Source organism: Streptomyces sp. NPDC041940, from assembly GCF_055589465.1.
The window spans coordinates 213,056-239,302 of record NZ_JBVJBP010000004.1 but is presented as its reverse complement, the minus strand read 5'-3'; the positions used below and the strand labels follow the sequence as shown (position 1 = coordinate 239,302).

The 26,247-nt window shown below is 69.4% G+C and carries 26 protein-coding genes; 9 read left to right on the top strand and 17 right to left on the bottom strand.

Annotated features, from left to right (window positions below; translation table 11 throughout):
• The first annotated feature begins 396 nt into the window (after positions 1-396).
• Positions 397-1,122: an XRE family transcriptional regulator gene (locus ACZ6I3_RS10405; RefSeq protein WP_469413484.1), complete on the top strand. Its 726-nt coding sequence runs from the start codon at positions 397-399 to the stop codon at positions 1,120-1,122.
• 3 nt (positions 1,123-1,125) lie between these two features.
• Positions 1,126-1,599 (top strand): NUDIX domain-containing protein, encoded by a 474-nt coding sequence (locus ACZ6I3_RS10400; RefSeq protein ID WP_469413482.1) that lies wholly within the window; start codon positions 1,126-1,128, stop codon positions 1,597-1,599.
• Here the strand turns inward: ACZ6I3_RS10400 and ACZ6I3_RS10395 are convergent.
• The 4 genes from ACZ6I3_RS10395 to ACZ6I3_RS10380 all read right to left on the bottom strand — a co-directional run bounded on the left by ACZ6I3_RS10395 (position 1,587) and on the right by ACZ6I3_RS10380 (position 4,592).
• On the bottom strand, positions 1,587-2,153 hold the full coding sequence (locus ACZ6I3_RS10395) for an HD domain-containing protein (protein WP_469413480.1): 567 nt from the start codon (positions 2,151-2,153) through the stop codon (positions 1,587-1,589). The genes ACZ6I3_RS10400 and ACZ6I3_RS10395 overlap by 13 nt on opposite strands.
• A 1-nt stretch (position 2,154) precedes the next feature.
• Positions 2,155-2,616: a GntR family transcriptional regulator gene (locus ACZ6I3_RS10390; RefSeq protein WP_469413478.1), complete on the bottom strand. Its 462-nt coding sequence runs from the start codon at positions 2,614-2,616 to the stop codon at positions 2,155-2,157.
• A gap of 72 nt (positions 2,617-2,688) precedes the next feature.
• Positions 2,689-3,885, bottom strand: a complete 1,197-nt coding sequence (locus ACZ6I3_RS10385; RefSeq protein WP_469413477.1) for a DUF5677 domain-containing protein — start codon at positions 3,883-3,885, stop codon at positions 2,689-2,691.
• Between the two features lie 53 nt (positions 3,886-3,938).
• Positions 3,939-4,592 (bottom strand): hypothetical protein, encoded by a 654-nt coding sequence (locus ACZ6I3_RS10380; protein ID WP_469413475.1) that lies wholly within the window; start codon positions 4,590-4,592, stop codon positions 3,939-3,941.
• A 1,228-nt stretch (positions 4,593-5,820) separates the two neighbouring features.
• Between ACZ6I3_RS10380 and ACZ6I3_RS10375 the strand changes: the two genes are divergently transcribed.
• Positions 5,821-6,270: a hypothetical protein gene (locus tag ACZ6I3_RS10375; protein WP_469413472.1), complete on the top strand. Its 450-nt coding sequence runs from the start codon at positions 5,821-5,823 to the stop codon at positions 6,268-6,270.
• A gap of 69 nt (positions 6,271-6,339) precedes the next feature.
• On the opposite strand, the gene ACZ6I3_RS10370 is transcribed toward ACZ6I3_RS10375, so the two are convergent.
• Complete coding sequence (locus tag ACZ6I3_RS10370; protein ID WP_469413471.1) at positions 6,340-7,233, bottom strand: aminoglycoside phosphotransferase family protein; 894 nt, start codon at positions 7,231-7,233, stop codon at positions 6,340-6,342.
• A 155-nt stretch (positions 7,234-7,388) separates the two neighbouring features.
• Between ACZ6I3_RS10370 and ACZ6I3_RS10365 the strand changes: the two genes are divergently transcribed.
• A complete protein-coding gene (locus ACZ6I3_RS10365) occupies positions 7,389-10,637 on the top strand; it encodes a Tat pathway signal protein (protein WP_469413470.1) in 3,249 nt (1,082 codons plus the stop codon).
• Positions 10,638-10,712: 75 nt separating this feature from the next.
• On the opposite strand, the gene ACZ6I3_RS10360 is transcribed toward ACZ6I3_RS10365, so the two are convergent.
• Both ACZ6I3_RS10360 and ACZ6I3_RS10355 read right to left on the bottom strand, forming a co-directional pair.
• A complete protein-coding gene (locus tag ACZ6I3_RS10360) occupies positions 10,713-11,696 on the bottom strand; it encodes a zinc-binding dehydrogenase (protein ID WP_469413468.1) in 984 nt (327 codons plus the stop codon).
• Between the two features lie 44 nt (positions 11,697-11,740).
• Positions 11,741-12,901, bottom strand: coding sequence for an NAD(P)-binding protein (locus ACZ6I3_RS10355; protein ID WP_469413466.1), 1,161 nt, complete (start codon positions 12,899-12,901; stop codon positions 11,741-11,743).
• 135 nt (positions 12,902-13,036) lie between these two features.
• Here ACZ6I3_RS10355 and ACZ6I3_RS10350 point away from each other — a divergent pair, with 135 nt between their 5' ends.
• Positions 13,037-13,714: a pentapeptide repeat-containing protein gene (locus ACZ6I3_RS10350; RefSeq protein WP_469413464.1), complete on the top strand. Its 678-nt coding sequence runs from the start codon at positions 13,037-13,039 to the stop codon at positions 13,712-13,714.
• A gap of 15 nt (positions 13,715-13,729) precedes the next feature.
• On the opposite strand, the gene ACZ6I3_RS10345 is transcribed toward ACZ6I3_RS10350, so the two are convergent.
• Positions 13,730-14,386: a hypothetical protein gene (locus ACZ6I3_RS10345; protein WP_469413463.1), complete on the bottom strand. Its 657-nt coding sequence runs from the start codon at positions 14,384-14,386 to the stop codon at positions 13,730-13,732.
• Between the two features lie 76 nt (positions 14,387-14,462).
• The gene (locus ACZ6I3_RS10340; RefSeq protein WP_469413461.1) at positions 14,463-14,963 is read right to left on the bottom strand and encodes a hypothetical protein; all 501 of its coding nucleotides are present in this window, start codon (positions 14,961-14,963) and stop codon (positions 14,463-14,465) included.
• 37 nt (positions 14,964-15,000) lie between these two features.
• Here ACZ6I3_RS10340 and ACZ6I3_RS10335 point away from each other — a divergent pair, with 37 nt between their 5' ends.
• Positions 15,001-16,392 (top strand): M1 family metallopeptidase, encoded by a 1,392-nt coding sequence (locus ACZ6I3_RS10335; protein WP_469413457.1) that lies wholly within the window; start codon positions 15,001-15,003, stop codon positions 16,390-16,392.
• 11 nt (positions 16,393-16,403) lie between these two features.
• On the opposite strand, the gene ACZ6I3_RS10330 is transcribed toward ACZ6I3_RS10335, so the two are convergent.
• Together ACZ6I3_RS10330 and ACZ6I3_RS10325 are read right to left on the bottom strand one after the other, a co-directional pair.
• Entirely contained in the window at positions 16,404-17,114 is a 711-nt protein-coding gene (locus ACZ6I3_RS10330) for a GNAT family N-acetyltransferase (protein WP_469413456.1), read from the bottom strand.
• A complete protein-coding gene (locus ACZ6I3_RS10325) occupies positions 17,036-17,611 on the bottom strand; it encodes a TerD family protein (RefSeq protein ID WP_382495033.1) in 576 nt (191 codons plus the stop codon). The genes ACZ6I3_RS10330 and ACZ6I3_RS10325 overlap by 79 nt, the downstream gene beginning before the upstream one ends.
• Positions 17,612-17,764: 153 nt before the next feature.
• Here ACZ6I3_RS10325 and arfB point away from each other — a divergent pair, with 153 nt between their 5' ends.
• Positions 17,765-18,202, top strand: a complete 438-nt coding sequence (gene arfB, locus ACZ6I3_RS10320) for an alternative ribosome rescue aminoacyl-tRNA hydrolase ArfB (protein ID WP_469413454.1) — start codon at positions 17,765-17,767, stop codon at positions 18,200-18,202.
• Here arfB and ACZ6I3_RS10315 read toward each other — a convergent pair.
• Both ACZ6I3_RS10315 and ACZ6I3_RS10310 read right to left on the bottom strand, forming a co-directional pair.
• Positions 18,199-18,678 carry a GNAT family N-acetyltransferase gene (locus tag ACZ6I3_RS10315; RefSeq protein WP_469413452.1) on the bottom strand — a complete coding sequence of 160 codons (480 nt, stop codon included), beginning with the start codon at positions 18,676-18,678 and terminating at the stop codon, positions 18,199-18,201. The genes arfB and ACZ6I3_RS10315 overlap by 4 nt on opposite strands.
• Positions 18,679-18,725: 47 nt before the next feature.
• Entirely contained in the window at positions 18,726-19,310 is a 585-nt protein-coding gene (locus ACZ6I3_RS10310; protein ID WP_469413450.1) for a flavin reductase family protein, read from the bottom strand.
• 347 nt (positions 19,311-19,657) lie between these two features.
• On the opposite strand from ACZ6I3_RS10310, the gene cdgB reads away from it, so the two are divergent.
• Both cdgB and ACZ6I3_RS10300 read left to right on the top strand, forming a co-directional pair.
• Positions 19,658-21,319 carry a diguanylate cyclase CdgB gene (cdgB, locus tag ACZ6I3_RS10305; protein WP_469413448.1) on the top strand — a complete coding sequence of 554 codons (1,662 nt, stop codon included), beginning with the start codon at positions 19,658-19,660 and terminating at the stop codon, positions 21,317-21,319.
• A gap of 119 nt (positions 21,320-21,438) precedes the next feature.
• Positions 21,439-22,386, top strand: a complete 948-nt coding sequence (locus tag ACZ6I3_RS10300; RefSeq protein ID WP_469413446.1) for a carbohydrate-binding protein — start codon at positions 21,439-21,441, stop codon at positions 22,384-22,386.
• A gap of 73 nt (positions 22,387-22,459) precedes the next feature.
• Here the strand turns inward: ACZ6I3_RS10300 and ACZ6I3_RS10295 are convergent, their stop codons facing one another.
• The 4 genes from ACZ6I3_RS10295 to ACZ6I3_RS10280 all read right to left on the bottom strand — a co-directional run bounded on the left by ACZ6I3_RS10295 (position 22,460) and on the right by ACZ6I3_RS10280 (position 26,132).
• The gene (locus ACZ6I3_RS10295; protein ID WP_469413443.1) at positions 22,460-22,831 is read right to left on the bottom strand and encodes a hypothetical protein; all 372 of its coding nucleotides are present in this window, start codon (positions 22,829-22,831) and stop codon (positions 22,460-22,462) included.
• Between the two features lie 90 nt (positions 22,832-22,921).
• Positions 22,922-23,851, bottom strand: coding sequence for a 1-phosphofructokinase family hexose kinase (locus tag ACZ6I3_RS10290; RefSeq protein ID WP_469413442.1), 930 nt, complete (start codon positions 23,849-23,851; stop codon positions 22,922-22,924).
• Between the two features lie 128 nt (positions 23,852-23,979).
• A complete protein-coding gene (nagA, locus tag ACZ6I3_RS10285; RefSeq protein WP_469413441.1) occupies positions 23,980-25,191 on the bottom strand; it encodes an N-acetylglucosamine-6-phosphate deacetylase in 1,212 nt (403 codons plus the stop codon).
• A complete protein-coding gene (locus ACZ6I3_RS10280) occupies positions 25,191-26,132 on the bottom strand; it encodes an ROK family protein (protein WP_469413438.1) in 942 nt (313 codons plus the stop codon). Before ACZ6I3_RS10280 ends, nagA begins: the two co-directional genes overlap by 1 nt.
• Positions 26,133-26,247: the final 115 nt, after the last annotated feature.

Genomic DNA, 26,247 nt, shown 5'->3' with positions numbered 1-26,247 from the left:
CGTCCCCACCCTCCGGCCGTTGCTCGCGGTCGCCGGGCCACCTCGCCAGTACGGGCCGAAACCCTGTTCTGCCTGGCCTTCAGCGGGATTGCAGCGTCCCCGCCTTCTGTGCAGGCGGCATGAAGCCGCCTTCCGACCGAGGTATTGCGTTCGGTCGTTGCAGTACCTGTTTTACAGGTACTGCATTAGGGTCCGTCAAGTGCCGCGACGGAACCTCGTGCTTTCGCGCCCGGAACTTCTTGGCGCACCATCAGAATCGCCGCAGGTCAGGGGCGTTCGTAACCGCACCCTTGGAAACCTTGGGGAGCGCTGACTACGCTCAAGAAGTCCCTACAAGTCCCTCAGGGGGTGTAGATGTCCAACGAGCGCTTGAGGTCGGCCCTGTTAGCGCGTGGCATGACCGTTCAGGACCTGGCCGAAGAGATCGGCGTCATTCCGAAGACTGTCGAGCGTTGGATCACGCAAGGGAAGGTTCCGTACCGGCGTCACCAGTACGCGACAGCGGCAGCGCTCAAGGTCGACGTGACGACGATCTGGGAAGACGGCCGGACCATCGAGAGCGCGGCGGACCTGTCCAAAGCCGAGATAGCGACCGTCTACCCGCACCGCCATACGGTGCCACCAGGGCTCTGGCGAGAGCTCTACGGCCGCGCCGGGCGGAACTTGGACGTGCTCGTCTACTCCGGGTTGTTCCTCTCCGAGGACCCGCTGTTCCATGACCTCGTGAAGGCGAAGGTAGAGGCCGGAGCCCAGGTGCGCATCCTGCTCGGCGACCCCGAGTGTGCTGCCGTACGACAGCGCGGCATCGACGAGGGGCACCAGATCATGGACGGCAAGATTCGTAACGCCCTGCTCCACTACCGCGCCCTCATGCGGAGCCATCCGGACGTCGGCTTTCGGCTGCACGACTCGACGCTCTACAACTCGATCTACCGGGCCGACGACGAGATGCTGGTGAACCCTCACGTCTACGGCATCGGCGCCTTCATGGCGCCCGTCCTCCATCTGCGCCGTCTGCCGGGCGGCGGCATGTTCGACACGTACGCGAATAGCATCGAACACACCTGGGAGAACGCCCGCCCGATCACCGAGCAGGACATAGCGAGCATCACGGGAGCCTGAACCATGGGACGTATCGACTACCTGCACGACCCCGATGCCCCGCCGGCCAACTCGGTTGTGCCGTCCGTCGTCGCGTTCGTGCAGAACGACGCGGGACAGGTGCTGATGATTCAGCGCTCCGACAACGGGCGCTGGGCACTGCCCGGTGGTGGTCACGACGTGGGGGAGTCGATCAGCGACACCGTCGTGCGCGAAGTCTGGGAAGAAACCGGGATCAAGGCGGAGGTCGTCAACGTGTCCGGGCTCTACACGGACCCCGGACACGTGATGCAGTACGACGACGGCGAGGTGCGCCAGCAGTTCAGCATCTGCTTCCGCGCCCGGCCGGTCGGCGGTGAGCTCCGTACGAGCAACGAGACGACTCAGGTCCGCTGGGTCGACCCAGCGGACCTGACGACGTTTGACGTGCACCCCACGATGCGGTTGCGGATCGAGCACGCCATGGACCGGGCGCGCACGACTCCCTACATCGGCTGACGCTTGGCCGCCGCGACCCGTTCGAGTACGCGGGACGTGCAGGCGAGGATCTCCGGTTCGGCCCGGCGGATGAACTGCCCGATCAGGCTGTCCGGCCCGTACCGGCCAGCGATCTCGTTGATCCGGTCGATGGGGTTCGTGGACGTGCCGTCCGGCGTGGTGTTCATGTCGCAGTAGCAGAGCGCGTCGTTCAGGTGCGCGCTCTCGCGGGGGAACTCACCCTCCAGCTCCTCGCGCATGCCGCGCGCTTCCGCTTCCATCCAGGCGCAGGAGTGGTGGGCGACGAGGTTGATGACCCGTTCGTCGGCGCCGGCCACGTCTCGGAGGTATCGCGCCCCGTCCAGCGGGTGAAAGCCCGTCTTGGCCAGGTCCGGGGCATAGCCGATGTCATGCAGGACCGCCGCGGCCTCCAGCAGATCGGCCTCCTGGTTGAGAACGAGCGCGATCGTACGCGCCCTCTCGGCGACCCCGAGGCAGTGCTTCCACCGCCGCGGTAGCGGCTCAGCGAGCAGGGACTCAGCCAAGGGGTAAGCCCACTCCGTCAACTTCGGCAAGCTACGACCGCTCCTCTCGCGTTGGCACGGAACGCACCGTCCGCGCCTTGCCCTGCCCTGCACTCGCCAGCACGCCGGCGGCCTCCAGCTTGTCTAGAGCCTTGGTCACTGTTGGGCGGGAAACTCCGAACCTCTCAGCTAGGACTGACGCGCTCGGGAACGCTGCTCCGACTTCCAGGCCCTCATCCGTGACGATGTCCGCGATGCGCGCCTCAAGCGGTCGACGGTCGACGTGTTCCCCGGGCCGGAGGACGCGCCAGCGCCCTCCTGGCACTGGTTCGGCCTGTCCTTCGTCCTGAAGCACCTTGAAGGCTCGGAGGATGACACCACGAGAGACACCGTGGTCTTGCATGAGCTGTGCGGCTGGCGGTAGCTCACGCATGCCCCGCTTCGTTGCGATTAGCTCCTTGAGGGCCTCTGCGACTGTCAGGAAGGATCCCCGAGGGCTGACGTGCTGCGACACCCGATCTCCCTCACCGCTGGCTTCACCATCCGGTCCAGTTTCGCATGGTCCTCTTGCTGTCAAACCTGGCGGTCACGCGCCAGCTCTCGGACTGAGCCATGAAATCTCTGGTTTCGACCCAGGAGGGAAGATCGCGGTCGCGGTAAACCACTCTGCCCCCTCCTTCGGAGAGACTTGAGTGTTATCTACGGCAGATGTAATAGGGCGTCCATTCAGGTCCGGAGGGACATCCACGTGACCGTCCTTTACATGCGCGCGAAAAGTCTCCTCAATCCATTCCGCGTCAGCTGGCGGATTAGCCGCCTTCATCATATTCAAGGCCGGCTCCCAGTAAAACCATCGAATGCGACCATTTGGGTAAAGAGCCATAATTGGGGTTGGGCTCGGAGGGGGCGAGCTTGGCCACAGGCGCCTGTCAATGACGCGCAGAAGTTTACGATACGTAGGCCAGTATGAAAGCAATTTGTTGAGCGAAGTGGTCAATTGCCGAGTGTTGATACCCTGCCGGGCTTCGATCTCCTTGGCGAAGTCTCGAAAGAAAGTGAGGCCTTCTAGGTAGGAAAGAACCGCTAGGTCCAGGGATGGGCCTGTTCGATGTACGGTCGCGCCGGAAATGGATGAGTAGTTTCCCAGCACGCCGCCACAGCTGCCGTGAGTAACCTGTGAAAGCAGTCGGTAGGTGTCGTACTTGTCTCCGTACCCATGCTTTACGGCCCGGTCGCGCAGGTTGCCGGATGACCAGTCGCGACGGAAGGAATTTCCGAACCTCAAGAGAGCGGACTTCAGGTCCTTCAAGCTGTCGCGTTTGAGTTTTGCCAGCCTGACTCTTTCCCGCTTCTGTTCAACGCCCTTCAGATGGGGTAGCCCATGCGTCAGATCTCCTAGCAGCTCCGCTGTTACTGCTCGATGATCTATATACCTTTCGGCCGCGGCGGTAGAGGCCATCACTTCGCAATAGTTGACCAAGTGTTCGTATAGCGATCTGGAAACCCGCGCCGCAGCTCTGCCGTCACCAGAGAGTAGGGAATCGATCAAGCCGTCGAAGTCATTGAAGGCGTGATTACCGACAATGGCCGCAGATTTGTTGGTTGTCTCGGTGAAGAAGATTCGCGTGACGACGTGTAGCTCTTCCAGTGCTGTTGATAGAAGCGCCGGGAGATCCGGACTCCCCATCCTGATAACTGCGGATACTTCCTCCCTGGAGGAGATCCCGAAGCGCTCTGATGGGAGAACGGTGAAATTCACATCTTGATATTTGTTCGTCGTCACTAATCCCCTCCTGTGGGGGTATGGTCCACTAGATTATTTCCGGGGATTCGCCGCTAGAAGGGGGGCTCTTCTGAGGCCTTATGGATCAGGTCGGCAAAATCGTGATTGCCCCAACTAGCAAACCACTCCATGTATTCCTGGTGATTGCTGTACTCCACTCCGCGTGCAATTTCTTTCAACAGGTCTTCCGGTGCGTTGCGGCTCTGAAAATCTTCGATGATGTATCTCAGTTCGAGGGCTTTGCGTGAACCAATGGCGTGAAGGATCGTATTCAAGTCTCCGGGGCGCCACTTATTCCGCCCGAAGTGCTCCACAACTTCGTAAATGCGATCGTACTTGCGTTGCGCGATCGCTGTGAGTACGAGATTGACGTCTCCTAGCAAGGCTGCCGATCGTAGTTGATCCACTGCACTCTCGATAGAAGAAGCAAGGAACCAAGTTGCCACTCTGGTCAGGAAGTCATCCACATAGATGCCGAGGTGTGAGCGCCTCAAACTTACGACAATTACTGGAGTCGCCGTGTCGCCATGCCGTTCTGCCGAGAAGGTAATCAGTCGGCCAACTGTGTCAATATTCTGCTGACTCCTTTCGGTACCCCAAGGTCCTTCGACCTCGTACGAAAATTCCATGTGCAGCGCTGCCACCGTATTGACGACCCCTTGGGGTGAATCCTCTGCCGCTCTCCTCAAAAAGTCGGTGACGGACATTTCTGCTTGCGTCATGACCCGTAGCACTCGGGGCAACCAGTCACCAACAGGTTTGGATCTGTGATCCAGGATTAAGGCCACTAGGTCATCCATTTGAGCGCGTCGCAGAGGCTCAATATTCCACTCTATTCCCGGAGTGGCGGAAGTGCTTCCTGGGGTCAGCCCTTCCTTTGGCCCTGCGATAGAGTTTTTTGACGCGGCTGCCACTCGATCCTGCCATGTTTGGCGGTCTATCTCATGCTTCGGGAGTGGGGTTCCGTGCATCTGAGCATACTCGGCCAGCGCGTCCACTATGGACACGATTTGCGTAAGATTAATAGAGGACTTCCCTGAGAATTTCTCCTGAATTGTAGAGCGTGTCATCTTCTGAGGTCTTCTTTGTCGCGCTATCAAACGATCTAGCGCTCGATACGAGGGGGTTCCGGCGCGCACACGGAGCTCTCGCAGCTGACTTGCAAGATCCATTCGAGTGTCTCCCCCGTAGCGGCCGGAGGTGTCTGCCCCTGTCCGGCAACGTCCGGACCTGTCCGGTCCTGGCTGCCATAGGGTAATTCAACTGGGCTTACGCCGTCCGGGTGTTGCCGGGATCGGCCGTCATGGTCGCAGGCAGTGCAGCGGACAGGTTGCATTGGGCGTAAGACAAAGCCCCGCCTCACACCGGGTGGTGGGAGCGGGGCCTGGCCCGGAGAGCTTGCTGGTGGCGTACCTCAAAGCTCTCGCAGATTGGAGAAACGAAGTAGATGGAAGCCCATCGCCCTCCAGAGCAGGAGCTTAGCGGCGGCAGCCCTCGATGGCTCAGGGATCTCTTGATCGCTCTCACCCCTGCCGCCGCGTTCATCGGAGCCGTGGCGGCCTTGATCACCGCTGTCCGCTCCTAACCTCTCGGTGGGAGACGGTGTGCTGGCGCTGTCGCCGTCTGGTGCAGCGCTGGCGCACTCCAGACCTGAACCGGTCTCAGTTGTGGTCGCGATTGCCGCTCATTCTCGGACCGTCCACTCTTGTCCGCCGGAGTCTGGGAAGCGGCCTGGTCAGGTGTCGCGTCTACCTCGCGTACAGCAACGGACACCCCCGGACCAAGATCGGACAACTTGTAATGCGTAGGTCGTCGGTTCGAATCCGACAGGGGGCTCCGAACAGGCCCAGGACAGACACCATCTGACCTGGGCCTTTGTGGTTCAGGTCGGGGCCGGCCTGACGGGCCCTGCTCGCTCGATGGTGAGGAGGGTAAGTGTCCACTCTGACCGACGCTGTTGATGTCCGCCCGCGGGTGTACTACAGGACCATCCAGATCGGCCCCATCCTGTTCGAGCAGGCGCCGGCGGAGGACGACATTGTTCAGATCCCCGGAGAAGGCTGGAGCCTGACCTCCAGCGACAACGATTTCTATCCCTTGGTGCGTCTCGAGGTATGGGACGGGCCCGCTCCTCAGCCTTCAGGATCTTGGGAGTACGAACGGGATTTTCAGTCCCCGATGGCGGATCGCCTCGAGGTGGTCGACTTGAACGGCGCGTCCTACGGCCAGATCGCGCTGCAGCCGGGGCGCCACCACCTGCGTCTGCTCTGCCGAGGGCGGGATCATGTTGAGGCTGCTCTGGCGCTCGAGCCCTTCCCTCCTGAGGGGCCGCATGAGGATCCCCTTGAGGTATGGGTTGTCCAGCTTTGGCCTATTGCTGACTGAGAACCCGCATCTCGACCGACCTTCCCTACCAGCCCATGTCCAGGCCGGACCTCTCCCGGCCTGGGTTTTTCACGCGCTGCGGAGGCGTCGGGCGATTTCCAGCTGGTCGTTGTCGAGGGGGCGGGCGTCCTCGATGTCCCAGAGGGTGTTCTGGAGGAGGCGGGCGAGGGTCCAGGCTCGGGCTCGGGGGCGGTCGAGGGTGAGGATGTCGGTCATGGCGTCGAAGCGCCAGAGGATGTCGTCGGGGTCGTAGCGGTTGTCGAGGGCCGGCCAGAGTTCGAAGCCGGGGTCGCCCGCGAGGGGCTTGGGGTCGATCGCCAGCCAGGGGGCGCGGTCGGAGGCGAGGACGTTCTCGTCGTGGAGGTCCCAGTGCAGGAGGCGGTCGCCCGGTTCGTCGACGACCTCGCGTACGGCGGCCGCGCAGTCGGCGACCAGGCGGCGGGCCTCGGGGTCGGGGATGCGGCCCAGGGCCCACGGGGTCCGGTCGAGCATGGCCCGGGCGATGTCGCCGAGGCGGCGCACGCCGGGCGGGGCGGGGAAGGAGGTGAGGTGGGCGAGGAGTTCCGCGATCGTGACGACGGCCAGGTGGGCGTCCGGCACGTGGGACAGCATGCGGGTCTCGTCGAGGCGTTCCAGCAGCATGGTGCCGGTGGGTTCGTCGTGGTCGAGCAGGCGGACGGCTCCGTCGCCGTTCCAGGCGCGCAGCGCCACCGGTTCGCCCTCGCTCTCCTCGTCGAGGAGCTGGAGCTTGAGGACCGCGGGGGTGTCGTCGGCGCGGCGCAGGACCGGGAGGACCAGGGCGGAGACGCCGTGCATCGGGGGGCCGTCGGGTGTCAGGTCCCAGTGGTCGAGGAAGCGGGCCGTCCGCGCGGGCAGTCCGCTGATGAAGGCGCGGCCCGCCTCGCCGTTGAACTTCTCCTGTGATGCTGCCAGTTCGCGAGGGATCTCGATCACTCCCGGCACGGTAGTGGGGTGCGTCGCGCGGGTCACCTGAATTCGGCGGGCACCGTCCGTCGCCCGTTCCGGCGTGTGCGCTGGGGCGCCCGATACTCATGGGCGCGGTGTCGTACCCATGTGCGAGCATCTCGCCAACAACCAATGATCCAGGGGGGATTGTCATGTCGTACACCGACGCCCGTGCGTCCCGAAGACCCGGACGGGCGCGGGTCCTCGCGTCCGCTGCCGTCGTCTCGCTGTTCGCCTCACTGCTGAGCCTGACAGGGGCGGGCTCAGCCGAGGCCGATGACCCGGAGTGCGCGCCGCTCGCGCTGGCACCGTTCGGGGATCCGGGGGATGCCGTAGGCAGGGCGACCGTTCCGGCGCAGAGCAGCGCCTGCTTCACCGTGACCGTCGGCTCGGCCGGCCCGCACCTGGTGACGGCCCTGGACGACAGCGGGAACAACGCCCACGCGGAGCTGTACGACGCGGATGGTGCCCAGGTCGACTGCTACGCCGACGAGGCCCGCACCGAGGGCTGGTGCCAGGTGCCCGCGGCGGGTACGTACACCCTCAAGGTCGTCAACAGCGGCTGGGTCGACGACGAGAAGACCGAACTCACCGTCGTCCCGCTCGGCTCGGGGACCCGCGGCTGCGCCGAGCCCGTCGGCACCGGCTGGGACGGGCCGGCCGTGATCCGGAGCGCGGCGAGCCCGCTGGCGTTGGACTGCCAGGCCTTCGAGGGCCGGCCCGGAGAGCGGATCCGGCTGAACCTGCAGCGGAAGGTGTACGGCGAGTCGGTCGCCTGGATCACCGACGGGACCGGTGCCCGGATCTGCGAGCGGTTCCCGGAGGACGGCGAGGACAGCTGTGTGCTGCCGGGCGACGGCCCCTACCGGGTGCTGTCGAGCGTCTCCCGCTCGGAGACCGGCTTCCCCGCCGCCTACGCGCTCCAGGTGCGCCGGCTGAACGACCCGCAGGGCTGCACCACGGCCTCCGTACTGCCGTACGGCCCGCTGGAGCCGCAGGACTTCCGCACCGACCTCTGCTACACCTTCACCGCCGACCGGGCCGGGCCCTACACCGTGCACGCCGTGGACGAGGACCGGTCGGCCGGGGCGGTCCGGGTGTACGACGCCGAGGGGCTGACCGTGTGCGACTCCGGCACCGACCCGTGCCGGATCCGCGAGGCGGGCACCTACACCGCCGTCCTGGGCAGCTACCCGTTCGAGGTCTCCCGGGACCGGCTGGTCGTGTTCGACCGGGCCTCCGACGCCGGCTGCGAGGAGATCGGGACCGGCCTCCACAAGGGCGAGCTGAGCACGGTCGGGCAGTACGACTGCCTGACGCTGCCCGTGCCGAAGGGTGCCCGGATCGCCGCGCTCACCGCGAACTCCTCGGCCGGACTGACCCCCGAGGTGGAGGTCCTGGACCGCGCGGGCACCCCGCAGTGCGGCAGCGAGGCGCTCGGGGACGGCGACTGCGCGCTGACCGGTGAGGCACCGTTCCGCGCGCTGGTGCACACCGAGGACAGCGGCGAGGCGGCCACCGGCCCCTACGCGGTCGCCTTCCACCGCACCGACGCCGCCGAGGGCTGCCCCGCCCTGCCCGCGGGCAGTTTCGCCCCGGGCGGCGCGAAGGCCGCGCTGACCACGGGCGGCGGCGTCTTCTCGCACTGCCTGGGCATCCCGGCGGACGCGCACTCGAACGCGGAGCTGCTCCAGCTGACCGCGACCTCGGGCACCGCTCCGGCCGGCTTCTCGGTGCTCGACTCGGACGGCAAGCGCGTCTGCGACCGTTACGCCACCACCGACGGCTGGACGATCTGCTCGCTGACCCCGGGCAAGGCCCACACCGTGCTGGTGACCGGCCGGGACGAGGCCGCGACGTACAGCCTGGCCCGGCGTGACGTCACGGCCGGAGCCTCCGCCGCGGGCTGTGCGACGACCGCCGCGGTGAAGGTCGGCGGGGCGTCCCTGAAGAGGGCGTACGCGCCGGGCACCATCAACTGCCACCAGGTGACCACCGGCGCGGCGACCGACGTCGTACACGTCGACGTGCGGGACGCGCTCGGTACCGCCAACAGCGCGGTGGTCGCCGGGGACGGCCGCGTGGAGTGCTCCTTCCGGAACACGTCCTGCGCGGTGAGCGGTTCGACCACCCACCAGGTTCTCGTGCAGACGCCGGCCAACCTGAAGGCGGCGCCCGAGTACCGCCTGGAGCGGCTGCGGATCGCGACCGCCGACGGGCCCGCCCCGGAGTGCGTGAAGGTGCCGTCCGTGGCCTTCGGATACGGGCCGGTCACCGGCACGCTGGACGAGTCGCGCACCGCCGTGTGCGCGGCGCTGCCCACCGCCGGATTCGACCATTTCGACACCGACATCAAGGACACGGCGGGCGCCGACGCCAAGGCGGTACCCGTCCTGTACGACACCTCCACCTGGAAGAACGGCTGCACGCGCTTCATCCCGGAGGGCTACGACTGCGGCGTCCCGGGCTCGTCCTCCGGGAGCGCGCCGTCGCTGTTCCTGCTCGGCCTGCCGGAGAAGGCGTCGAGCACGGCCTACAGCGCCGAACTCATCTGCTCGTCCGCGCTGTGCGGCACGGAGAAGACGAACGTCACCGCCGTCAGCCCCGACACGGGTCCCGGCGGCGGCAAAGTGAAGCTCACGGTCACCGGCACCGCGCTCGGCAAGGACGTCACGGTCCGGCTGAGCCAGGCCGGCAAGACGATCGAGGCGAAGGCGGACTCGGTCGCCGCGGACAACCGGACGGTGACCGCGACCGTGGACCTGACGGGCGCGGCGACCGGCGTCTGGAACGTCAGCGTGCTCACGCGCGGCTGGGAGTTCCAGCGCGGCACCTTCACCGTGACGCCCCGGCCCGAGCTGGAGAACAGCGCGGCACCCAAGGTGACCGGCACGCCCAAGGTGGGTGCCGAGGTCACCGCCGCGCCGGGCACCTGGTCGGGGGCGCCGACGTCGTACACGTACCAGTGGAAGGCGGACGGGGCCGCGATCGGCGGTGCCACGGCGGCGACGTACCGGATCCCGGCGGCCCGGGCCGGCAAGAAGATCAGCGTGACCGTGACGGCGGTCAGGAGCGGCTGGCAGAGCGGGTCGGCGTCCTCCCCGGCGGTGACCGTGGCCAAGGGCGACGCGCCCAAGGCGACGAAGCCGCCGGTGATCAGCGGGACGGCCAAGGTCGGCAAGACACTGAAGTCGTCGGCCGGGACGTGGAGTCCGGCAGCCTCCTCGTACGGGTACCAGTGGTACGCGAACGGTACGGCGGTCAGCGGGGCGACGAAGTCCTCGTTCGTGCTGAAGGCGGCGCAGCAGGGCAAGAAGATCACCGTGAAGGTGATGGCCCACCGCGCGGGGCACAAGGACGGATCGGCGGTGAGCACGGCGACGAAGGCGGTCGCTCGCTGATCTGCCGGTGGCAGACACTCTTTTTCTGGAGGGCCCCGTGGCGAGCGGGGCCCTTCTCGATGTCGTGTCAGGACGTCATGGCTCCAGGACCACCTTCCCCGTAGTCCCCCGGCTTTCCAGCGCCCGGTGCGCCGCCGCGGCCTCGCGGAGGGGGAAGCGGTGGACGGCCGGGGCGAGCCGGCCGGTGGCGGCCTCGGTGAGGGCGCGTACTTCGAGGGTGCGCAGGGGGTCGGGGCCTCCGGCCTTCCCGAGCATGGCGGGGCCGAGGACCTGTTCGGAGAGGCCGTCGACGAGGTAGGGCTCGCCGTCGAGGATGCCCTGGCCGGACCAGCCGAAGACGATGTGCTTGCCGCCCGGGCCCAGGAGGGCTACGGCCTCGCGGGCCACGTCGCCGCCGACGCCGTCGAAGACGACGGACGCGGTCCGGCCGCCGAGGTGGGCGCGGACCTTGGCGGGCCAGGCCGGGTCCTTGTAGTCGACGGCGAGATCCGCGCCGTTCGCCCGCACGCGGGCGACCTTCTCCGGCCCGCCCGCGAGGCCGACGACGGTCGCCCCGGCGTTCCTGGCGTACTGGACGATCAGCGTGCCGATGCCTCCGGCGGCGGCCGGGACGACGGCCACCGAGCCGGGGCCGAGGTCGGCGAACTGGAGGATCCCCATCGCCGTACGGCCCGTGCCGATCATGGCGACGGCCTCGGCGAAGTCCAGGTTCTCCGGGATCTCGTGCAGGCGTTCGACCGCGGTGACGGCCAGTTCGGCGTACCCGCCGGGGACGAAGCCGAGGTGGGCGACGACCCGCTTGCCGAGCCAGTCGCCGTTGACATCGCCGCCCAGGGACTCGACGACTCCCGCGACCTCGCGGCCGGGGATGGTGGGGAGCGGCGCCTGCTCGGCCACCGGTCCGCCCCGCATGCCTTCGCGCAGGGCGGCGTCCAGGAGGTGGACGCCTGCCGCCCGTACGGCGATACGGACCTGTCCGGGGCCCGGCCGGGGGTCCTCGACCCGCTCGTGGGTGAGGTTCTCGGCCGGGCCGAAGGCGTGCAGGCGGATGGCGTGCATACGAGGCTCCTCGTGTCGCAGTGGTCTGCGGCCAGCCTTCAACCTCAAGCTTGCTCGAGGTCAAGCTCCCGCCGCCCGAGGGCCAGGGACACCGCCGTCAGGGCACTGTTGAAGGAGACCTCCGAGAGCACACCGGGGGCCGCGACCTGGTCACCGGCGAGGTAGACACCGTCGCCCCGGTCCACGGCGGGCCGGTCACGCCAGCTGGTGCCGGGCAGGTCGACCGCGCCCGTACGGCCGTTCGCGACGGACGCGCGCCGCCAGGTGACGCGCTCGCGCCAGCCCGGGAACCCCAGATCGAGCAGCTGCTCGGCGCGGGCGGTGCCGTCGGACTTGGACTCGTGCGGGGCGAGGGGGAGCTGCCCCTGGATGAGCTGCTCGCCGGCCGGGGCGAGGCCGCTGTCCTGGGCGGTGAACCGTTCGAGCCAGCCGGGCGCGTCCAGGTCGGAGACCGCGAAGGCGTCCCCGCGCCGGGTGCGCACGGCCAGGTCGACGAGGGCGGTACGGCCGCTCGGCCAGGTCAGGGAGTCGTCGCCGAGCAGCCGCCGGGCGGCGTCCAGGGAGGTCGCGACGATCACCGGTGTATCGGTGGGGAGCGCGTCGACACGGGACAGGGTCTCCATCCGGACGCCCAGATTCCAGGCCCGGGCGGCCATCCGGTCGATGAGGCTGCCCCAGCCGCCGCGCGGGTAGTGGGCCTCGGGCGGCAGCTTGGTGGCCCGGCGCAGGCGCTCCTGCACGAACGCGGCCGACAGGGAGCCGGGGTCGTGGTGGAAGAGGGCGACGGCGGAGTAGTGGGCGGCGGCCCGGGCGCCCTCCTCGCCCGCGACGCCGGTCGCCCAGGTCAGGAAGTCGACGTCCACGGGCGCCTGCCGGGGGGTGCGGCGCAGCAGCTTCAGCATGGGGAAGGGCGGGGTGCGGCGCAGCACGCCGTGGTGGCGCAGCCGTAGCCGGGCGGCTTCCAGGGGCGGGATCGGGGCGAGCGGGCCGATGAGGTCGCGCTGCTTGAGCCAGGCCCAGTGCGGGCCTCCGCTGTAGAGGGCGTGCGGTCCCTCGTTCGTGCGGTACGGGCCCTCGGCGGTGCGGGCCCGGCCGCCGAGGGTGTGGTGGGCTTCGTGGAGGGTGACCTTGACGCCCGCCTCCGCGGCGGTGATGGCGGCGGTCAGTCCGGCGAAGCCGCCGCCGATGACGGTGATGCGGTGCATGGCTGGGATCTCCCTGGGGCCTGAGGTCGGTAATCGCCTTCGGGATGACGACCGTTCGCGGGGGCCGGAATGTGACATGGCCGGTGTTCGCGCAGGTCAGGGGGTGTTGTCAGTGGTGGGGTGCAGCATGGGGGCATGGCGAGGAGAGCGGCGGGCGGTACGGGTGTGAAGGGCGCGCGGCGACCGGAGGTGCGGCTGCCCGTGCTGGAGGCGTACGGGGGCGGTGGGCTGGAACCGGACGGGGACTACGACGGGCTGGAGTTCCGGGACGCGGATCTCACCGGGCAGGACGGGGCGGGGGCCCGTTTCATGGACTGCGCGCTGACGGGGTGCGCGCTGGACGAGACCCGGCTGCGGCATGCCCGCTTCCTGGACTCGGCCCTCACCGGCGTCCGGGGCGTCGGCACCGACCTTGCCGAGGCGACCCTGCGGGACGTGGAGCTGACCGACGCCCGCCTCGGGGGACCGCAGTTGCACGGGGCGGTGCTGGAGCGGGTGCTGATCCGCGGCGGCAAGATCGACTATCTGAATCTGCGCACGGCCCGGCTCAGAGACGTCGTCTTCGAGGGCTGTGTCCTCGTCGAGCCGGACTTCGGGGGCGCCCGCCTGGAGCGGGTGGAGTTCGTGGACTGCGCCCTCAAGGGCGTCGACTTCCACGCGGCGACCCTCACGGACGTCGACCTGCGCGGGGCCGCGTCGCTGGAGATCAGCGGGGGTCTCGACCGGCTGTCGGGGGCGGTGATCAGTACGGGGCAACTGCTGGATCTGGCGCCGGTGCTGGCGATGGAGTGGGGGATCAGAGTGGAGGGCTGACCCCGCACGCTCACCTCAGTACTCGTACCAGCCCCCCGCCCCCGCCTCCTCCGGGCAGTCGTAGGACTGGTGCAGGGCTATGAGGGCGTGGAGCAGACGGGGGTCCAGTTCGTGCCGCAGCAGCCGGTAGTCCTCTGCCACCGCGCGGAAGACGAGGTGGGCGTGGTGGGAGCCGTCCCGCCAGGTGATGCGCCGGGGTGGACGGAAGCCGCCGTCCATCTCCGCCATCAGGGCCAGGAGCAGGAAGAGGAGGTAGACCGGCAGCCCGAAGGGCCACCACAGCGCCCACCACGCCAGCCGGCCCACGTACCCGTGCAGGACGGGCCCCGCAGCCGGTTCCACGGTCCAGCGTTCGCGACCCCACCGGAAGGCGCGGCGGCGCCGCAGGGTGATCCGCCCGAGCGGAGCGCCGTGGGGATCGAGGACGTGGTACACCGCCGGGCGTCCGCTCAGCCGTGACCCCAGGGGCTGCTCCGTCACCACCCGGGCGACCGGCGCCCAGTCCTCCGCGCGCAGATGGAAGGCCCGCAGCGAGCGGTGCCGGTCCGGCGCGGGGCTGTCGGGATCGCGGTGGAGCCGGACGGAGGTGCCCTGCGGCAGCCCTTCTCCGCTGACGATGACCGGTGGCGTCATCCTGTAGTTCAGGCCGTAGGTCACGCGCCCCTGGCTCATGCCGCCGTTCTCCCCGTGTCCGCTGTATCCGCTGCCGGTCGAAGGGCGATCGTGTCAGCCCGGCCGTGAACCGTCGTCAGGAGACCCGGGGAAAGCGCGCCTGGAGGGTCCAGATCGCCGGGTTCTCGGCGAGGTCGTCGTGCAGATCGGTGAGGTCGGCGATCAGGTCCTGCAGGAAGTCCCGGGACTCGCGGCGCAGTTCGGTGTGGGAGACGGTGAGCGGGGGCTCCTCCGCCCGCATCCAGTCGGCCTCGATGTCCACCCATCCGAAGCGGCGCTCGAACAGCATCCGGTCCGTCGACTCGGTGAAGTCCAGCTCCGCCCGCTGCGGCCGGGACGCCCGCGAGCCCGCCGGGTCCCGGTCGATCCGCTCCACGATGTCGCACAGCGCCCACGCGAAGTCGAGCACCGGCACCCATCCCCAGGCTGTGGACACCTCGTGGTCCGTCTTGGTGTCCGCCAGATAGACGTCACCGCAGAACAGGTCGTGCCGCAGGGCGCGGACGTCCGCGCGGCGGTAGTCGGTCTGCGGAGGGTCGGGGAAGCGGTTGGAGAGGGCGTAGCCGATGTCGAGCACGAGGTGATGCTGTCACGGCCCTCATAGGATCGAGAGCGTGGCCCGGTCCGTACGTCGTCTCCCCGCCCTGCTCGTCTCCGCGCTCGCCCTCACGGCCTGCGGCGGGGTCCACGGCACCCCGGGCGGTTCCGGCGTACGCGACCCCTACTTCCCCAAGGCCGGCAACGGCGGCTACGACGTCACCCACTACGGCCTGCGCCTCGCCTACGACCCGGACGCCCACCACCTCACCGGCACGGCCACCCTCACCGCCCGCGCGACCAGGGACCTGTCCGCCTTCAACCTCGACCTGTCCGGCCTGGACGTCGGCAAGGTCACCGTCGGCGGCGAGACGGCCCGCTGGAACCGGGCAGGCCAGGAACTCACCGTCCGGCCGCGCGAGGACCTCGGCCGGGACGAGACGTTCCGCGTGACCGTCCGCTACTCCGGGGCGCCCGGGACCGTCACCGACCCCGACGGCTCCCAGGAGGGCTGGCTGCGCACCGAGGACGGGGTGCTCGCGCTGGGCGAGCCGACGGGGTCGATGGCGTGGTTCCCCGGCAACCACCACCCGTCCGACAAGGCGTCGTACGACCTCACGGTGACCGTGCCGCGGGGGCTCCGGGCCGTCTCCAACGGGGAGCTGCGCGACGTCACGACCGCGAAGGACGGCCGTACGACGTTCAGCTGGCACTCCGCCGAACCCATGGCGAGCTACCTCGCCACGCTCGCGATCGGCCGCTACGACATCGCCCGCTCCACCGCCCGGGACGGGCTGCCCGTGTACACGGCCGTCGACCCGGCGGAGAAGGAGGCGAGCCGCGCGGTGCTCGCCCGCATCCCCGAGATCCTGCGCTGGGCGGAGAAGCGCTTCGGCCCGTACCCCTTCTCCTCCACGGGTGCGATCGTCGACCGCGCGCCCGAGGTCGGCTACGCCCTGGAGACCCAGACCCGCCCCGTCTTCCCCGGCGCCCCCGGCATCACCCTCCTCGTCCACGAACTCGCCCACCAGTGGTACGGCGACTCCGTCACGCCGGAGAGCTGGCGCGACATGTGGCTCAACGAGGGCTTCGCGACGTACGCGGAGTGGCTGTGGCGGGAGGACCACGGCGGGGAGAGCGCGCAGGAGTCCTTCGACGCGCTGTACGAGAACGGCGAGAAGACGTACAAGGACCTCTGGGCGTTCCCGCCCGCGAAGCCCTCGGACGCCGCGAACATCTCCGGCGACCCCGTCTACCAGCGGGGCGCGATGGTCCTCCACAAGATCCGCCAGGCGGTGGGTGATGACAGGTTCTTCGCCATCCTGCGGGGGTGGGCGGCGGAGTATCGGTACGGGAACGCGGACACGGCCGAGTTCACGGCGTACGTCGAGAAGCAGGCGCCCGGGGAGGACTTCGAGGAGATCTGGGAGGACTGGCTGTACGGGGAGGGGAAGCCGGAACGGCCCTGAGGGGCCTGGCGCTACGGCGTGGTCAGATCCTTGCGCAGGACCGCGCACGGGCGTTTCAGCCGCATGTCCTCGCGGTGGTCGATGACCTCGTAGCCGAGAGCCGTCCAGAAGGCGAGGGCCTTCGGGTTGCCGGCCAGGACGGCGAGACGTACGGCCGTGCGGCCGGCTGCGCGGAAGCGGTCCGCCACGAGGGAGGCGAGACGGCGGCCGTGGCCCTGGCCCTGCCGGCTCGCGTCCACCATCAGCAGGCCGATCCAGGGGTCCGGGTCGGCGGGGTCGGGGTGGTGGGCGAGGGTGATCGCGATACCGATCAGGCGACCGAAGCCGCGGGCGAGCAGCACGTCGACGTCCGGATGGGCCCATTCCTCGGCCAGGGCGGCCGCGACCTGTTCCGGGCGGATGTCGTCCGGGTCGGGGAAGTCGCCGCTGAGGGTGTGGAACTCGTGGTTGGCGGCGTAGAGGGCGGTGAGTTCGGCGAGCAGGGGAGCGGGGAGGGGTGCGCCCCCCGGAACGTAGCGCGGGTGGCTCGGTCGTCGTGGGGCGTCCGCATGAGGGGTGGGGCTCCGCCCCTGAGGAAAAGGGCGGAGCCCCCGGCCTCTTGCAAGGCTCGGGGGCTCCGCGGTCAGAACGAGTTCGGCGTCCGTCAGACGTTCACGCCGAAGTCCTGGGCGATGCCGACCAGGCCCGAGGCGTAGCCCTGGCCGACGGCGCGGAACTTCCACTCCGCGCCGTTGCGGTAGAGCTCGCCGAAGACCATGGCCGTCTCCGTGGCCGCGTCCTCCGACAGGTCGTAGCGGGCGATCTCGGCGCCGCCGGCCTGGTTGACGATGCGGATGTAGGCGTTGCGGACCTGGCCGAAGTTCTGCGAGCGGTTCTCGGCGTCGTAGATGGACACCGGGAAGACGATCTTCTCGATGTCGGCCGGGAGGCCGGCGAGGTTGACGTTGATCGCCTCGTCGTCGCCGGCGCCCTCGCCCGTGCGGTTGTCACCGGTGTGGACGATCGTGTTGTCCGGGGTCTGCTTGTTGTTGAAGAACACGAAGTGGGCGTCCGAGAAGACCTTGCCCTGCGTGTTGACCGCGATCGCGGAGGCGTCGAGGTCGAAGTCCGTGCCGGTGGTGGTGCGGACGTCCCAGCCGAGGCCCACGGTGACGTCGGTCAGGCCCGGTGCCTCCTTGGTGAGCGAGACGTTGCCACCCTTGGACAGGCTTACAGCCATTGTTGGGAGTCCCTTCCCTCGTTTACGTACGGCAGTACGGCAAAGAAGCTACAGCTACCCCCTGAACGTGGAGAGGGGTACGCGAGGTTCCAGCTCCTTTACTTTCTTTACTCGCGATTATTGGGATGACGTGGACCGGACAGGAGAGGGAACATGGACGGCATGTCTGGTCCCCACGTCATCCGCGGCTCCGTCTCCCTGCCCGAGGCCGAGCTCCTGTGGCGTTTCTCGCGCTCCTCGGGGCCCGGCGGACAGCACGTCAACACCAGCGACTCGAAGGTCGAGCTCAGCTTCGACCTGGCGAAGACCGAGGCGCTGCCCGAGGTGTGGAAGCAGCGGGCGCTGGAGCGGCTGGCCGGGCGCCTGGTCGACGGGGTCGTCACCGTACGGTCCTCCGAGCACCGCTCCCAGTGGCGCAACCGCGAGACCGCCGCCGTACGCCTCGCCGCCCTCCTGGCCGAGGCCACCGCGCCCCCGCCCAAGCCCCGCAGAGCGACCCGGATCCCCCGAGGCATCAACGAGCGGCGGCTGCGCGAGAAGAAGCAGCGCTCGGAGACGAAGCGGGGGCGCTCCGCGCGGGACTGGAGCTAGGACCTGTCGTTGGTCAGCTCCAGCAGCCCCACCGTCTGGCCCCCGCTGTTCTCCCCGGCCGGGCGGAAGCCGAGCCCCAGGTAGAAGTCCTCGGGGCCGTTCGGACCCGGGTGCCAGGTGACGTAGAACTTCTCGGTGTCGCGCCTGCGCAGCTCGGCGGCGACGGACTCGACGGCGAAACGGCCGTACCCCCTGCCCTGCTGGTCGGCCGCGATGTTCAGCCGCCACAGGCCCGAGCGGAAGTCGCTGCCGTCCCCGTACCAGTCGATGCCGAGGCAGGCCATGAGGAAGCCGACCGGGCGGTCGCCGTCGACGATGAGGCGGGGCCACGCGATGGCGCCGTGCGCGTACGCCTCGGCGAGTGACTTCACGACCGGGGCGACCGCGTGCTCCTGGTCGGGACGGACGCGGATGCCGAGGGCGGCGTCGAGGTTCCCGGCGGTGATCTCTTCGAGGTGCAGGCCCGTCGTCGTCATGGGCGCACCCTAGGGTCGCCGATCACCCCGGGCCACCGGATTTCCGCCTACCCCAACTGCCGGTACCTCCCCCGGAAGTACGCCAGCGGCCCGCCCTCCGCGCTCGGTACGCGGGCCGTCAGGACGCGGCCGATGACCAGCGTGTGGTCGCCGGCCGCTACGCGCTGCTCGGTGCGGCACTCCAGGACGGCCAGGGCGCCGCCCACCAGGGGTGCCCCGGTGTACTCGCCGCGCGTGTACGGGATGTCGGCGAACAGCAGCCGGTCGCTGACCCGGCCCTTCATGGCGAACCGGCCCGCGATGTGCCGCTGGCTCTCGGACAGGACCGAGACCGCCCACTGGGGCTGTTCGTCGAGCAGCTCGTCCATGCGGGAGCCCTCGCGCAGGCTCACCAGCACCATGGGCGGGTCCAGGGACACCGACATGAAGGCCGTGGCCGTCATGCCCACGTCCTCGCTGCCCGGCGCCGAGGGGTCGTCCGGGTCGAGCGGCGGCTCCTGCGCGGTCACCAGGACCACGCCCGAGGCCAGCCGGGACATGGCGGCACGGAACTCGTCGTTGCTCACCCCCTCAGCATGCCCGGAGGCGGGTGGCGGAATGATCGGAGACGTGGCGGCGGGAGTGTTCGGCACATCCGAAACGCTAGTCTCCGCCCCGCGCGCCGCGCATCGGGCTCCCGCCTGAGCTGGGTCTTAGGACTCGCGACGGATTCCCGAAGGCCGGTTCGCCATGCTTTGGGGAAATACCTGGGCGCAACCTGACAAAGTTTGCGTTCGATAGGTGCACGTGAAAAACGCAGAAACTCCACTCAATTGTTCAGCTTTGCCTGTGACTTGAGTCACAAGGGGCATGAATTGTTGACCCTGTGTACCGAGTGAGCAGCGCGCTGTGATTCAGTGGCGGGGAAGCTGCCAGGACGAACGCCGATGAGAACCCTTGATTCTTGATTCGCTGCGAGGTACTCGGGGGGAGGGCGAGCATGGAGACAGAGTCGGAGCCTTACGTCCGTCTTGCGTCCCTGCGACAACTGCACCAGGTCATGGCCGACATGAACACGGCCCGCAGCCTGGCCGACACACTGCAGACCGTCGCGGAGGGCGTCGTCGCCGCTCTCGGGTACGAGATGGCGTGTGTGAACCTCGTACGCCCCGACGGCGATCTCGTCGTCGCCGCCTTCGCCGGGAACCCCGCCGCCGAGGCCCTCATCACCGGCCGTGTCGGCTCGCGCGACTCCTGGGAACGCCGCCTCGGCATGGGCGAGCGCTGGGGCGACCTGGTGTTCATACCGCACACCGAGGGCTGGGTCCTCGACGACGACGACGTCCCGCAGTGGTACACCGACGGCCCCGCGCCCCGCTTCGAGGACGAGTGGCACCCGGCCGACCGGCTCTTCGCGCCCATGTACGCGCCCGGGCCGCAGCGCAGCGCGGCCTGCGGCGAACTGATCGGCGTGCTCTCCGTGGACCGCCCGCGCAACGGCCGCCACCCCGGCGCCTGGGGCCGCGAGGCGCTCCAGATGTACGCCTTCCAGGCCGCCATCGCGATCAGCAACGCCCGGCTGCGCGCCAACATGCAGCGCGCCCTCGTCCGGCTGGAGCGCGAGCAGCAGGCGCTGCGCGCGAGCGAGGAAAGCTTCCGGCAGGCCTTCGAGTACGCCCCGTCCGGCATGGCCATCGCCGAGATGGGCGGCGACCAGCACGGCCGGATCCTGCGCACCAACGACGCCCTGTGCCGGCTGCTGGGCCGCCCCGCCTCCGCGATGCGCCGCTACTCGTTCTCCGACCTGGTCCACCCCGAGGACATAGGCACCCTGCTGCGGACCTCGGCGGAGGGCGGCCGCGCGGAACTCCGCCTCGGCCGCCGCGACGGCACCTACGTCTGGGTCAGCCTCCGGAACTCCGTCGTCGCGGACGCCGCCGACGGCCCCCGCTTCCTCCTCACGCACGTCGAGGACATCGAGGAGCGCAAGCGCCGCGAGCTGCAGCTCGCCCACCGCGCCTCGCACGACTCACTCACCGGCCTGCCGAACTCCGCCGAGCTGCGCTCCCGCCTGTCGTCCCGGCTCTGCCAGCGCGCCACGCCCCCGCACTCCGCCGTCGCCGAGTCCCATGACGCGGCCTACGGTCACCCCGCCTTCGACGTCGTCGGCCCCGGCTTCGACTTCCGGCAGGCCGCCGACCCGTTCGACGCCTACGACCACCATGTGCACACCGTCGCCCCGGAGGGCGACCTCGACGACGGCACGAAGGGCCTCGCCGTCCTCTTCTGCGACCTCGACGGCTTCAAGTCGATCAACGACCGGTTCGGGCACAACGCGGGTGACGCGGTTCTCATCGAGGTCGCCCGGCGGCTGAGCGGCGGCGTCCGCGACGGCGACACGGTCGCCCGGCTCGGGGGTGACGAATTCGTCATCCTCGCCGACGGACTCGGCCGGGCCGATGCCCAAGACCTCGCGGTCCGTCTCCGCAACGAGATCATCCAGCCCATCCGTGCCGAGGGGCGCGCGGTCCGGGTCGGAGCCAGCTTCGGCATCGGATGGGCACACTGTGGAATGACCGCGGACGAAGTGTTGAAATCCGCTGACGAGCGGATGTACGTCGAGAAACGATCTCGTCCCAAACAACACAGACGCGCTGGGTGAACCCGAGGTCAGCGAGTTGATGCGGTCTGAGTCACCTGTTTGGGTCACTGGGAGCGGGTAGGCTCGCTCTCTCACGACCCGTACCGCATTGCACCGCACCTGACTGAGGAGACCAAGGGATGACGCCCGGCAACAACGGCGCGAGCACGCCCGAGGACGACGACCCGTTCGGCTATCTCTACGCCGACGGGCAGGCCAACGGAGCCCAGCCGCCGTCCGGGGGCTACGGCTACCCGAACTCGGTCAACCGCGTGCGTGCGGTCGGTACCCGCTCCTACGGCCAGCAGCCTCAGAACGCACAGGTCCCCCAGCAGCAGGGCGGCTACGGCCGGCCGAACGCGCACTACGCGGCCCCGGAGACGCTGCCCGGCGGCGGCGGAGCCACCACCGCCCCCCAGCACCAGGTACCCGGCGGCGGAGGCGGCCGAGGCGGCCGCGGCCCCAACACCAAGGGCCTGCTGATCGGCGCGATCGCGGTAGTCGCGGCAGTTGTCATCGGCATCGGCGTGGCCATGGTGGGCGGCGACAAGGACGACAAGAAGCCCGAGGACCAGGCCGGCTCCGGCTCCGGCCAGAACCAGTCCCAGAGCACCGAGCCGACTCCGTCCGCCAGCAAGAGCGCGGCGAGCCAGGCCGAGCTGCCGAAGGCCGACGCGAAGGCCCTGCGCCTCAGCCCCGGCATGTCGACCGCGTCGGAGTTCAAGGGCGCGAAGGCCGACGGCGGGGTCTATGTGACGGGCTTCAACCAGGTCGGTGCCAAGATCACCTGGACGGTGGACGGCATCGAGAAGGCCGGCACCTACACGCTCTTTGTGAATTACGGCGTCCCGGGCACGGACGCCGACGCGACCATGGTGATCAACGGCGATGCCCTCTCCAGGCCCTTGAGCATGAAGAACTTCGGGGGCTCGCCCAAGGGCGACTGGGAACAGGGCTGGAAGAACACCTACGCCACGGTGAACCTGAACAAGGGCACCAACACCATCGAGCTCGCCTGCAACGAGGGCAACAAGTGCGACGCGGTCCTCGACCAGTTCTACCTGAAGAAGGGCAGCCGGACGAGCTGATACGACGACGGCGGCCGTCCCCCACACAGCGTGGGGGACGGCCGCCGTCGTACGAGCGGAGAGCGAGGTCAGCTCACTCGACGCGGCCCCACTCCAGGCAGCGAGTCGCCGCGTACCGCTTCTTGCCGCCCCAGTTGACCTCGTGCCAGCGCTTCTCGGTGGGCGAGCCGCTGGTGCACTTGTAGCTGCCGCCGTCGACCGCGCTGCACCCGGCGACCCAGCACTTGACGATCTTCCCCTTCTTCAGGGTGCCGACCTTCCGTGCGGTGGTGCTGGGCTTCTCACGGATGCTGACGTCCCGGACATCGCTCCAGCCGCCGCCCCACTCCTGCGCGGCCGCCGGAGCGGCCTTGACCGCCGGGGCCGCCGACGCGCCGGAGTTCATGGTGGCCATGAGGCCCACGGAGGCGATGCCGACCATGGCCAGCCTCGTGATCTTGTTCAATTGTTCCCCCTGTAAAGAAGTCGATCTTGGTCGTCCGTGATCTTAGGTGGGAAGAGGCAGATCGGCCAGGGGGTTTCGGCCACCTGTGTCCTACGCCGCAGAAGCCTCACTCGTCACGGTGACCCGCCCCAGCAGCTCCTCGTACACGCCCCGGTCGAACTCCCCCGCCACCGGCGCCGAGACCGTCGCCGCCGACAGGGCGACCGCTCGGGTCAGGCGGTCCGGCCAGGGAAGGTGCTCCACCAGGGCCGACATCAGGCCGGCGACCGCGGAGTCGCCCGCGCCTGTCGGGTTGCCTCGTACGAGGGTGGGTGGGGCGGCGCGCCAGCGGCCCTCGGGGGATACCGCCAGCAGGCCTTCCGCGCCCAGGGACGCGACCACCGCGTGGGCGCCTCGGCGGCGGGCGTCGTGCGTGGCACGCAACGGGTCGTGGGAGCCCGTCAGTTCTGCCAGTTCCTCGGCGTTCGGCTTGACGATGTCGGGGCGGGCGGCGACGCCGCGGCGCAGTGGTTCGCCGCTGGTGTCGAGGAGGACCGGGATGCCGGCGGACCGGGCCGTGCGGACCAGTCCGGCGTAGGCGCCCACCGGTACGCCCGGTGGGAGGCTGCCGCACAGGGCCACTGCCGAGGTGGATGCCAGCAGGGTCTCGTAGGCCTCCTGGAAGGCGGACCACTCGGTGGGGGTGACCGTGGGGCCGGGTTCGTTGAGTTGGGTCGTGTCGCCGGTCCGGTCGTCGGCCACGGCGATCGTGCGGCGGGTCGTGCCCGTGATCGGGATCAGCGCGTCCACCACGCCCGGCACCGACGCGAGCCGTTCCTGCACGACCCGGCCCGTCGCACCGCCCGTGAATCCCGTCACCGTCACCTCGTGCCCGAGGGCCGCCAGCACCCGGGCGACGTTGATGCCCTTGCCGCCGGGGCGTTCCGTCACCTCGGAGACGCGGTGGGAGGTGTGCGGGCGGAGGGACCGTACGCGGTAGGTGATGTCGAGAGCGGTGTTCAGTGTGACCGTGAGGATCACCTGGTCGACCTCCCCCGATACCGAGCCGTGCGCTTGCTGCCGTGAACTTCCGGAGGCTCGATCATGCCAAAGAGACGGCGGTCGGCCCAGTCCTGGACTCGGCCACCGTCTCCCGACTGGGGGATGGATCAGCCCAGTTGGGGACCGACCACCCATTCGCCCCGGCGCATCACGCCCTTCAACTCGAAATCCGAGTCCAGGAGGACGAGGTCCGCGTCCTTGCCCGGCTCCAGAGAGCCGATGCGGTCGGACATGCCGAGCAGGCGGGCGGGGGTCGCCGAGAGTGCCTGTACCGCGTCCTCGACCGAGAGGCCGTCGACCGTGACCGCCCGTTTGAAGGCGCGGTCCAGGGTGAGGGTGGAGCCCGCGATGGTGCCGTCCTCGACCAGGCGGGCCACGCCGTCGGCGACCTCCACCTCCAGCGGGCCGAGCCAGTAGCGGCCGTCGCCGAAACCGGCCGCGTCCATCGCGTCCGTGATGAACGCGACCCGTGACGCGCCCGCGTGGTGGAACGCGAGCCGGAGGGCGGCGGGGTGCAGGTGCGTGCCGTCGTTGATCAGCTCGACCGTGATCCGGTCGTCCTCGAGGAGCGCGGTGATCGGGCCGGGGGAGCGGTGGCCGAGCGGGGGCATCGCGTTGAAGAGGTGGGTGGCCACCGTCGCGCCCGCGTCGATGGCCTCGACCGTCTGTTCGTAGGTCGCGTCCGTGTGGCCGATCGCCGCGATCACGCCCTGTTCGGCCAGGAGGCGTACGGAGTCCAGGCCGCCGGGGAGTTCGGTGGCCAGCGTGACCATCTTGGCGTGGCCCCGGGCCGCTTCGACCAGCTTGCGGACGTCCGCGGGGTGCGGGTCGCGCAGGAGGTCCTCGGCGTGGGCGCCCTTGCGGCAGGGGGAGATGAACGGGCCCTCGAAGTGGACGCCGGCGATCTCTCCCTGCTCGGCCAGCTCGCTCAGCAGGCCGGCGCGTTGGCTGAGGAAGTCCAGGTCGCCGGTGACGGTGGAGGCGACCAGGGTGGTCGTGCCGTGCAGGCGGTGGGTGTGGATGCCCTTGAGGATGTCCTCGGCCGAGCCGGAGGTGAAGGAGGCTCCGCCTCCGCCGTGGTTGTGCAGGTCGACGAAGCCGGGGATGACGTAGTGGTCTGTTACGTCGATGACCTGGGCGTTCTCGGAGGCGGTGGGGGTGATGCGGGAGCCGTCGATGGCTACCCGGCCGTTTTGAACCGTTTCTGTGGGGAGGACGACGGTCGCGCCGGTCAGGACCGTGGGGTGTCCGGACGTTGCGGGGTGCGGGTGCGTGGGGGCTGGTCGCGCAGTTCCCCGCGCCCCTGGGGCATCGGTCATCAGGGCGTTACCTCCGTACGGTCGGTCGATGCCAGAAGGTCCCAGGCCAGCAGGCCCGCCCCCAGGCAGCCTGCACTGTCCCCCAGGGCCGCCGGCACGAGCGTCGGCTGTTTCTGGAAGGTGATGCGGCTGCGGATCGCTTCCCGCAGAGGCGTGAACAGCGTCTCCCCCGCCTCCGCCAGGCCGCCGCCGATGATCAGGGTGCGGGGGTCCAGCAGGGTCAGGGCCGTGACCAGGCCGTCGGCCAAGGCGTCCACGGCGGTCTGCCAGACTGCCCCGGCCCTCGGGTCGCCGGACTCCACCGCCTTCGCGCAGTCCGCCGCGTCCGCGTCCGGGTCGCCCGAGGCCGCGGCCCAGGCCTCGCTGACGGCCGCCGCCGACGCGAAGCGCTCCAGGCAGCCGCGCTGCCCGCACGGGCACAGGGCCCCTCCGGGCCGTACGACGATGTGGCCGATCTCGCCCGCGAAGCCGTGCGCGCCCGACTCGACCCGGCCCTCGACGCCGATGCCGCCCGCGATGCCGGTGCCCAGCGCCACGAACAGGAACCGGTTGGTGCCGCGCCCCGCGCCGACCCGGCCCTCGGCGAGAGCGCCGGTGCGCACGTCGTGGCCGAGGGCGACCGGGACGCCCAGCCGTTCGGCGAGCGCGGCGCGCAGGGGGACGTCGCGCCAGCCGAGGTTCGCGGCGTAGACGGCGATGCCCTCCGCCTCGTCGACGATGCCGGGCACGGCCACACCGGCGGCGGCCGCGGGCGTGCCGAAGTGCTCGGCGCCGTACGCGTGCAGCTCGGCGGCGAAGTCGAGGATGCCCGCGACGACGGCGTCCGGACCCTGGTCGCGTCCGGTGGCCCGGCGGGAGCGGTGCAGCACCTCGCCCCCGGGGCCGGCCAGAGCGGCCTTCATTCCGGTGCCGCCCACGTCCAGGGCGATGACATGTCTCACGGAACACAGTGTGACCCGGGGACCCGCGAGAGGTCTAGTCCACTCACGTGGTGTAGACCTTATTCCGAATATCGAAAAGTTTCGGTGGCGGACCACGCCAGGATTTGGCGGGCGA